Raw genomic sequence first — 9,441 nt, 5'->3', positions numbered from 1 at the left:
GGCCTTTTTTAATATATCCCGTTCCATCTGCGTTTCACGCAGTTCTTTTTTCAAATTAGCCACCTCTTGCTCAGCTGCGCTGAGGATAACCTTTCCATTCCCAGGAAAACTGCTGCCTTGCTTGCTGGTGAATTCCTTACGCCATCTATATAATAAAGTCACATTGATATCCAGTTCTTTCGCAAGTGCAATTAGATCTGTACGGGTGTTACTCAGTTCAACGCTCATCAGCTTGAACTCCTTCGGGTATGCTTTTCTCTCTCGTGACATAATATTCTGTTAAGATATGTAAATCCTCTTAACTCTGTGTCTACTCAAATATAGCAACTCCAAATAGACCAGATTCAGTATATGACCTGCTCGCAAATATAACTTCATCATTAAATCTTGCAATTGGTATAGCAGTTGTTTTGTTTAAAGAATTATAGTCGATTAAGGTTCTGTAAATAGAAAGACATGAATCTGCATAAAGGGCGGCATTTTGATAATCTCCGGTATTTAAGTAAACCCTTCCAAGCAGGCCAAATGCGGCAGCCTTTGTTGGTCTATTTTTTGGTGATGAAGTTTCGGGAAGTAGTCTCGAAGCTAATTTAAGATCATTTATAATCCTATCATAGGTTTCTTGAACAGTAGACCTAAAAGATAAATCATTGGGATCAGAATTTAATCTTAACGGTATACATGGAAGTAATAAGTTGTCATCAGAATATTGTGGAGCAAATATTTGCGCTACCTCATAAAACAAAAAGGATCGAAAAAAAAGTGCACTGCCTTGTACAGCTTTAAGATCTTCCTGTTTTGATGGATCATTTTTTTTCACGTGATCTAGTTCATCCAATACAACATTTGCATAAAAGATTGCTCTATAAGGATTTGACCAATCACCAATACGTTCTCCTTTGTCATCCCATGTATAGTTATTACGGGTATTAACATTAGCGATGGCATTGAGGCTCGTCTCGATTAAATAGTAATTATCTGTGTAATCTTCCCCTGCTACTGGTGACGCGCGGTTCATTATGGTATAGTTATCAAGTAAAGCCCATAAATCGCTAATTTTATTTGGTACTGCTAGTTTTTTATCTGGCTTTGCGTCAAGATAGTCTTTGCAACCAAATGCGCTTAAGGTGCCAAGTAAAATCAAAATGATTGTGTATTTTTTCATAATTTTAGATTAAAAGGTTGCTTTTAAGCCTAAAGACAAACTAATAGGCGTCTTAAGTCCATTGATAAAATCAGGGTCAATTCCTAATTTATTTGCTTTCCAAACTAATAAGTTTAGATTGTTGAGGTAAGAATAAAACTGTATTTGTCTAAAGAAATTGTGACGGTTTGGTTTGCTCTGAAAAGTGTAGTCCATTTGAATATCTTGTATCTTGATATTGTCGGCTTTTTCTACAGTAGCTTCTGAGTTCAAATAGAACGCATCCCTGTAAATATCCAATGGATAGGTAAACGAAGGTACAGTTGTGTTTTTTTCATCACCTTGATTCTGCCAACGTTTACTAAAGTCGGAATGACCCCTTCCAAGATTCCCTAAAGTATAATATCCAATTGAGCTCCTTCTAAAATAATAGTCCAATTTATATCCAATATTAACTGAAAGTGACCAATTCTTCCACGAAACTCCGTTTCTTATTGAACCAAAATAAAGAGGTAGGGGCGAGCCATGGAAAACAGCATCTCCAAGTAATGTGCTGTTAGTTATGTTGTAGTAGTCAGTGCTAGTTATTCCATTGTATAATCCCTGGGGATTACCGTTGAGTCCTTCTAATCCTAACCATTTATAGCTCACAACCATGTACGGCATCTTACCCGTCAATGGGATTAATGCATTGCCATCACCAATATACATATTAGCATAAAGTGAGGGTTCAGAAAGGTATTTCGTTAACTTATTTTTGACATAACTAAAAAGGAATGTGGTTCTCCATTTCAAATGTCCCGTGGTATTAATTGAATTTAATGATAAGTCAATTCCTTGACCTTCCATATTTGCACTATTTGTAACTATTCCTGAAAATCCTTTTGTTGCATCGGTGGTCTCATTTCCAAGCATATCTTTTACTTTCTTGGAGAAATACTCAATACTACCATATAAACGATTATTCTTGAATCCAAAATCAATTCCCGCATTTATCATCCCAACCTTTTCCCATCTTAGCAAAGGATTGGGAGGGTTAGTAATATTAGCAAAGGGCAACCTAATACTATTATCCGTTGCTGTAGAATAAGAAATGATGGTTAGTGCGGATTGATCTGTTGGCAGATTACCGCTAAAGCCATAGGTTAATCTTGCCCGCATTACAGGGATTAAATTGATTTTATAGAATGGCTCGTCGGATATGTTCCATGAGGCGCCTGTTGACCAGAGAGGTATTCCCTTCCTGTTTGCTTCTACGCCAAAAAGATTTGATGCATCCTTTCTAGCACTTAGTGATAAGGTGTATCTATTTTTAAAACTATAGGCTGCATTGGAATAAATAGAAAAAAAGCGATTTAGTAGCGAACCAAGGTTGACGTTTCCATCAATTCTTGATGATCCAAACATATTGTTATACGTAGGAAATTCTCTGAGATAATCTACTGGTAGATAAGTCAAAAGATCATCATCATAACCGTAATTCCTGAATGTTCTGCTTTCAGTATTCGTCTGTCTTGCCTCTATCCCACCAATTGCGGATAGCTGATGATCCTTACCCCATTGCTTGTTGAAATTAAGTTGTCCCCTTATTGAATTATCAGATAATCTCGTTGTGCTTTCATCTAAAATTCCGCCGACTGGAATATTTCGTATTAATGTTCCAGATGACACATCTGTAAATCTGTTGATGAGATCACGGGTGAAATAAGATTCCTGCTTATGATAATTTTTTCCGTTCAAATTGTATGAACCGTATTGATACCTAATCTCTACCTTAAAAGCAGAAGAAACTTTGTAAATGGCGGCACTATTAATACGAATATCCTGACCAACGGTGCTGTTATCCGAAAGGCTAAGTTCATCCAGTGGCTTATATGACCAGTCCAAAAGTCCATTACTTAATGCTTGATCTACGAATGATTTGCGTAGATTCCTTTCAATTGCCAATGGTAAACCTATACCATCAGCAAATCTTGAATATGGATAGAGATTTCTGTTTCCACTATTATAATTTCCAAAATACCCGCCTGTACTATTCATCTTGGATGAATTACTAGTGAAAGCAATATTTGTTTGGATCTCCAGATTTTTGAAAAGTGTTTGTGTATGATTAAACCGCAAAGTAAGCCGTTCAGATTCGTTGCCTTTTAATTCTGGAATGTTCTTATCATATCCAGCAGTAAGGATATATTTTGCTTTTTCAGTTCCGCTACTTATACTTAAAGAATGTTGGAGGCTTATAGAAGGCTGATAGATATATTTTTGAAAATCATTACGTACATCGTACCTCTGAAATTCACTTATCTGTTGGTTAATCAAAGCTCTTCCCTCAACATCTGTCTGTGGTAGGTTTCGCTGTTTTGCCAGTAATTCAACAACATCTCCTAATGGTGGATAAGTCTGTGTATTATTCAAATCATCTTCATAAAAATTGTTATTGAACAAATATCTTTGTGCACTTATATAATCAGAAGCTGACATTTCAGGAATATTAAAGAGGTTTGGTTTTTGTGCTATAGTAAAGTTAGTATTTATGCTGATTTGCAAAGGTTGATTGTACCTGCCCTTTTTTGTTGTGATTACAATAACTCCGTTACCAGCTCTGGCGCCCCAAATAGAAGCAGCAGCAGCATCTTTAAGAACGGAAACCGATTCTATATCGTTTGGATTGATGTTGTTGATATCTCCTTCATAAGGGAAATTGTCAACAATTATTAAAGGAGTTGTGGATGCGAACAGTGTACTAACTCCTCTGACCTGTAGTTTAGTGTTGTTGGGATCACGTTTGTCAAATAATAGGCTGTTCGTCACTCCATCCAATCTGGAAAGGATATTTGAACTAACCCGACGGTTTAACAATTGATTGTCTATTTGTTCAAAAGAACCCGTGGAACGTTCTTTAGGAACAGTTTCGTACCCAGTATTAATTGTCACCTCTTGCAAAGTTTGCTCATCCTGTGAAAGAAAAACAGTTAATTGTTCTTTCAATGGCAACTTAAAACTGATTTCTTGTTTTTTATAGCCTATATATGATATGATGAGAACAGAGACGGATATATTAGTCTTTAACATAAAATATCCATTGCTGTCTGTAAGTGTTTTCTCACCGTTCTGACCTATTGCTACTATTGCTCCAGCTAACGGGTGGTTGAATGATTTGTCCATTACCCTTCCAGATATTTGTTGTTGTGCATGGGATACATAAGTGACTGATAGAACTATAAAGAATGTTATAAGTAATTTCATCTTCTTAGTTGATTTCTTTAATAATGAATGTTTCAATTTCGCGATCCTCCAATGTGGCTTTGAGGCCGTCTTTTGCTAACTCGACGGCCAGATTTTGGAAATCCTTATAATTCTTCCGTATCAAGTCTGTACGAAGGTTTTGATTCCCTGTTTCATTTATTGCATAAGGGAATGAACCAATTTTATTATTGATAAACCAGATAAAATCCGATAGCAAAATTGATTTACTCGACTTAGCTCTTTTGATTTTTCCATCTTCAATACTCTTTACGATAATACATTTGACATTTGTTTTTTCAAGAGATCCCTCCAACTTTATAATCCGCTTAAGATCTTCTTTGAGCAAAGCGGCAAATTGTCCTTCAGTGTAATGTATTGGCATTACTGCATCATAACAGTAAGTGTATAGTCGATTCCAATCTTCTCTATAAATGCGATCTGTACGTTTATATTTTGATGCACTATTTAGGAAAATATACTGCTTAGGCGAAAGTTCGGGAATTGGCTTACCCCACGCAATTACGCATAGAGATGTGGCAGTTGCATTAATGTTATAGTATCTTGTAGCTCCCTTTAAACTGTCAGTGAAAATTCCAGCTGTTGGATTAACACCGTTCAAATGGCTAGTAAAAGCAGAATAAAAAACTGTTTTTGGTAATGGAGCACCATTATCTGAAAAGGATAATAAAGACACATTCTTGTCGAATGATCCCATATCCTTCTTCATTGTCCAGCTAAGACTTTCATTGTTTAAAACGGATTGTATGTTTTCCTTTTTTGCATTTTCAGACCATGTTGTTGCCTTCAAAATACCAGATGGATCAATCCACACTAAGTGAGAAATTAATTTATGTGGAAATACTTTTGACAGAATTGTATCCCCGTTTATAATTGGTAGTTTTAAAGACTTTCCAGTGGCGTTCTTCTGTAGAAAAGTATGCACAATACTTTTGCTTTGAAATGTTATCGGAAATATTTGTATTTGATTACCGAAGCCTTCCTGCAAATGCATCATCTTGGGCATTGCTTCAATGCAGGAACTGCACCATGTAGCCCAAAAATCTAAAATGATTAATTTGCCCCTATAGTCATTTAATGTAATCATCTGCTTGGCATTGGGATGATTGACCACTTGCAATGGCAGGTTCCAAATAGCTTCTGGAATGGTATCTCCAATTTTTAGCGGCTTAAGTAAGCTGGTTTGATTCTGGGCATCTACCTCTAAAAAAAGGCAAAGCGTGGCCATTACGATGTATATCGTTATTTTTTTCATGTTAATTGGTTTAGTTGATTTTTAAGAATTTATGGGATGATTTTAACCCAAATCAGCTAAACTGGCGGCTTAACAATGTTTTCGTATAATGCTTCAAGAAATTTGTATTTCTTCTGGAAGAGGTATTTATGATCTACCCTTGTCGTTGAGTCTAAGGGCATTTTATTATGAACATCAATTGGTAATGTGTAAATCTGTTCTATAAACTGATGGATTAGATAAATATTCATATTTTATCCGTACATAATTGATTAGAAACTCGGTTATGTAACGGGTTGGTAAACCTTAAATGGGCAGGGCTTACACCCATTACCCGCCCCTGCCTGGATTGAAATAACGAGTGAAGCACCATGCTCATTTAGGCATGGTCTAAACTGTTTCCTAAATTCTCGCATTCTTGGCAGGGGCGGTCAAGGAAAAGTATCGACTAATGAAGGCTTAATAGAGTTAAGGTGGATAAAATCCTTCCTTAAAGTGAGTGCATTTGATAAGTTTATTATTTTTTTTCATAGCTCGTATTGATTGCGAGCCTCACTATGAAATAAGGAGGGGCACTCCGCATAGCTTTATTCCACCGGGTCTGACGCCTTCGAACTTAGCATAAACGATAGTGCCCACATCCTTAAAGACGCAAATATAGCATATTTAAGAAATGCAGGCATAATCTATCGTTCTCACGTTCGATTTTATTGTCAGACGAGTGGAAGTGAGACTCTTTAAATTACACCATTGAAACAATTAACTGTTCAACTCTTATATTTTTATTATATTTTTTTCAAATTCGATTTTAATAAATTAAACAATAGATCAAATATAGGTATTTTCAAACCAAATCAAACCATAATTCAAATATAATTTGAAGTCATATAGACCTACTTTAGTATCAATGAAATCAGGATCTATAGACGTCAGTAAATTGAAAGGTAGAGGAAAGAGCTTATATGTGGCCGTTTCTCAAAGCGGGTTCAGTAATAAGGATGCCGCGGAGCGCGCATTGTATAAAGAAAATACATTTTATACTCATGTAAAGCAGGAATTTCTCGACTTTAAAATAATGGCTCGTTATGCAAAGGCTATTAAACATGATTTTTCCATTCAATATCCCGAAATATTAAGCTTTCAACCTGATAACTCTGTAGAGCAAGCAGAAAAGGAGAGCAAAGCATATCTTGATTTACAGAGAAAATATACTGCTCTGTTGGAGAAGAACCAACTAATGATTGAACGGAATGCTGAGAAATACGCTGAGCTTGAGAATAAACACAATGCGCTCCTTGCTAAGTACAATTCATTAAAGAATAATGAAAAGAAATAGATCAAACAAGTTGATCAATCTTATGATAAGTTTCTGGTTTTGGAAATTCTGTAGATTTATATTCTAAATTTATGAAAAATGATAGAAGAATACAGATCAGAGCTACTAAGCTTCTATGAAAAAAAAAAAGCGTCCGGCAAGCTTTCAATGAATCTAATGCATCCAACTTGCGCCAATATTCGCAATGAGTTCCGGTTACTATATAACACACGGTGCAATAATGAAGATAAACGGATTCTTAAAGAATTTCTTGAAATACCATTCGATAAAGAACTTACTGACTTAACCGTCAAAAAATGTGACACTGAGAAGTTCAAGTCGCTCTGCAACTTTCTACAGAAAGGAATTAAAACCCGTGAAAAAACTATTGAGCTTCTTGCCTGGCTAATGGACTTCCACCCGCGACCCTTTTCAAATTATTGGCGTTTAACAAATGGCAAAACAGATGTACTTTCTGAACTGTCAATTACGGAAAGTGGAATCGTAGAGGAAAATAAGGAAGAAGCATTATATGATCGTCAGCATAGTTTACAAGTAAAAAAAGAACATTCCGTAGAGAAAAATAATGATGTATTCAAAACAGACTACTGGATCGAAAAAGAGGCAGATCCGGTAGACCATACCAATTTTGAACCCCGCAATAAGCTTTTACAGAAAGAAGTCACATTAGAATACCCGTCAGGAGTAAAGCTGTATGTAGACGCATCCGACATCAACCTAATTGCAAAATTAGTTAGACTATAAATACAGTAAAATAAATATTCGCCATAAAAAGAAACGGTTTGGCAGATGCCAACCGTTCTTCCTGGGTATTCAAGGTGTCGAATTATAAATTATTTTTGATTTGATAGGTAAAGTGCCCTTTGTCATATCCCATAACCAATTTATTATCTCTAATAAACTCGTAGATTATGTTTTTCAGAAAGATAATAGACCAAGCACTGGACTTATACTTATAGGCTCTCCATACAACTTCACGAATCTCTAGCGGAGATCTTTTGGTATTAAAATACCCCTCTGATAAAAGCTTAGTTATTTCAACATTAATGAGTTTGATCGGCTCATCTCCCAAGGTAGAAGTTTGAAATATTGGTTCTGTTATTTTCAAGGGTTTGTTTTCTCCATTAACATTCCAGCGATGATTAAATTGATAAACAAGCTTTTCACGGTATTCATGCATAGTCACTCTGACCATTCTTTTCTCATGAGATATGTCATGCTGGCCATCCTTCTTATCAAGGGTTAGCGATTCAAATCTGTCCCTAATCAGGATCAGACATAATAGATCAACGTCAACAAGATCCAACTTAGCGGCCAGCGATAATTCTTCGTAGTCGATGATAAAGTAAGGGGTTCTTCCTAACAGGAAGGCTAATTCCTCTCTGGTCAAAGAATTATTGACACGGTTTTTTATTAACAAATATCTTTGAGTAAATTCATTCTGATCCAAATAACCACAATAACTTTTCTTTTTTAAGCAGATTGAAAGGTCTTTTTCAAATTCATCCATAACGCTATTCTATGTGTTTAAATTAGGCGCTATACATTGCTTTTCCATCTTTTAGATCGGCAATACGCTGTGAGCAAACTTTATTTGCATTGTCAATGATCAAGGTTATTCTGTTTAACAGAGCAGTTAAGTCATCTTTCGTAACAATAAAAGCGTCATCATACCGCGCATCACTAAAGCCTTTTAACAATATCCCTGTTAACCTAGTATCTTCGGGAGTCGCTTTATGTGGGGTTACAAATGAAGAATCTGGTAAGGCAAGGTCTACAAGTTTTAACAGTCTACGCAGACTGTTACTGTTGATTCTGTATCCCGTTAAAACCCTGATCATAGCAGAATAACAGTGTTGTAATGCTTGGTGCAACATAAAAACAGCCAGTCCATTGCACTCATCACCTATATAAAACTTTCCTCCTTTAACAAAATCAAGAGATAATTTATACCACTGAACCCAATATTCTTCTCTTAGGGTAATGCGCTTATTAATAGGTGCTCCTTCACCTGGAGAAACAAATTGTTCTTCGTTGTTATCGTGCAGTATGATGCCTTTTTTATAAATGGACTTGAAAAATGAACTGCCGTTTTGTAAAGCATTATTGAACTCATCCATTCTATGGATCAGAATAGTTACAGATGCGACGGACTTAAATTGCTCTTCCAGCCGCTGCTGTATTTTTATATCTGCACATTTTTCATCCTTTGAAGGTACTAACAACAGATAATAACTGTTCAATTCAGATGGTATTAATGTTTGATTGTCATTGTCCACAAAACAGCTTTCCTTTTGGACAATGTTCACTTGGCTTCCGAAACAGACTATCTTTTCAAATTTATACTGCTCCACAATTTGGGCAGTGATCTCTTTCATGTGTGCTTCTCCAATTGTCGGTTCAGATTGCATAGGTAAATTTTTCAGCTTTTGCTTTTTCATTGTTTAAAGTTTAAGTTTTCCC

General features: G+C 35.8%; 8 protein-coding genes. 2 read left to right on the top strand and 6 right to left on the bottom strand.

Going from position 1 to position 9,441, the window contains the following annotated elements; all coding sequences use genetic code 11:
- From LY11_RS11065 to LY11_RS11050, 4 genes are all read right to left on the bottom strand, one after another.
- Positions 1-270, bottom strand: a 270-nt coding sequence (locus tag LY11_RS11065; RefSeq protein WP_146610836.1) for a transposase, incomplete at its 3' end; no start/stop codon positions are given.
- A 40-nt stretch (positions 271-310) separates the two neighbouring features.
- Positions 311-1,165, bottom strand: a complete 855-nt coding sequence (locus tag LY11_RS11060) for a RagB/SusD family nutrient uptake outer membrane protein (RefSeq protein ID WP_111633762.1) — start codon at positions 1,163-1,165, stop codon at positions 311-313.
- 9 nt (positions 1,166-1,174) lie between these two features.
- A complete protein-coding gene (locus tag LY11_RS11055; protein ID WP_111633761.1) occupies positions 1,175-4,390 on the bottom strand; it encodes a SusC/RagA family TonB-linked outer membrane protein in 3,216 nt (1,071 codons plus the stop codon).
- Between the two features lie 4 nt (positions 4,391-4,394).
- The gene (locus LY11_RS11050) at positions 4,395-5,663 is read right to left on the bottom strand and encodes a TlpA family protein disulfide reductase (RefSeq protein WP_111633760.1); all 1,269 of its coding nucleotides are present in this window, start codon (positions 5,661-5,663) and stop codon (positions 4,395-4,397) included.
- Between the two features lie 886 nt (positions 5,664-6,549).
- Between LY11_RS11050 and LY11_RS11045 the strand changes: the two genes are divergently transcribed.
- Together LY11_RS11045 and LY11_RS11040 are read left to right on the top strand one after the other, a co-directional pair.
- The gene (locus LY11_RS11045; RefSeq protein WP_111633759.1) at positions 6,550-6,978 is read left to right on the top strand and encodes a hypothetical protein; all 429 of its coding nucleotides are present in this window, start codon (positions 6,550-6,552) and stop codon (positions 6,976-6,978) included.
- A gap of 78 nt (positions 6,979-7,056) precedes the next feature.
- Positions 7,057-7,722: a hypothetical protein gene (locus LY11_RS11040; RefSeq protein ID WP_111633758.1), complete on the top strand. Its 666-nt coding sequence runs from the start codon at positions 7,057-7,059 to the stop codon at positions 7,720-7,722.
- Positions 7,723-7,804: 82 nt separating this feature from the next.
- Here LY11_RS11040 and LY11_RS11035 read toward each other — a convergent pair whose 3' ends face one another.
- Both LY11_RS11035 and LY11_RS11030 read right to left on the bottom strand, forming a co-directional pair.
- Positions 7,805-8,488: a hypothetical protein gene (locus tag LY11_RS11035; protein WP_111633757.1), complete on the bottom strand. Its 684-nt coding sequence runs from the start codon at positions 8,486-8,488 to the stop codon at positions 7,805-7,807.
- 22 nt (positions 8,489-8,510) lie between these two features.
- Positions 8,511-9,419 (bottom strand): HEPN domain-containing protein, encoded by a 909-nt coding sequence (locus tag LY11_RS11030; protein WP_111633756.1) that lies wholly within the window; start codon positions 9,417-9,419, stop codon positions 8,511-8,513.
- Between the last annotated feature and the right edge of the window lie 22 nt (positions 9,420-9,441).

This window comes from Pedobacter cryoconitis, assembly GCF_003259615.1.
Lineage (GTDB): Bacteria > Bacteroidota > Bacteroidia > Sphingobacteriales > Sphingobacteriaceae > Pedobacter > Pedobacter cryoconitis.
This window is presented reverse-complemented; position numbering and strand designations above follow the sequence as displayed.

Bases quoted from the DNA above. Each gene is read 5' to 3' on its own strand.
- LY11_RS11060 (WP_111633762.1), bottom strand. From the start codon at position 1,165: ATGAAAAAATACACAATCATTTTGATTTTACTTGGCACCTTAAGCGCA.
- LY11_RS11055 (WP_111633761.1), bottom strand. From the start codon at position 4,390: ATGAAATTACTTATAACATTCTTTATAGTTCTATCAGTCACTTATGTA.
- LY11_RS11050 (WP_111633760.1), bottom strand. From the start codon at position 5,663: ATGAAAAAAATAACGATATACATCGTAATGGCCACGCTTTGCCTTTTT.
- LY11_RS11045 (WP_111633759.1), top strand. From the start codon at position 6,550: ATGAAATCAGGATCTATAGACGTCAGTAAATTGAAAGGTAGAGGAAAG.
- LY11_RS11040 (WP_111633758.1), top strand. From the start codon at position 7,057: ATGATAGAAGAATACAGATCAGAGCTACTAAGCTTCTATGAAAAAAAA.
- LY11_RS11035 (WP_111633757.1), bottom strand. From the start codon at position 8,488: ATGGATGAATTTGAAAAAGACCTTTCAATCTGCTTAAAAAAGAAAAGT.
- LY11_RS11030 (WP_111633756.1), bottom strand. From the start codon at position 9,419: ATGAAAAAGCAAAAGCTGAAAAATTTACCTATGCAATCTGAACCGACA.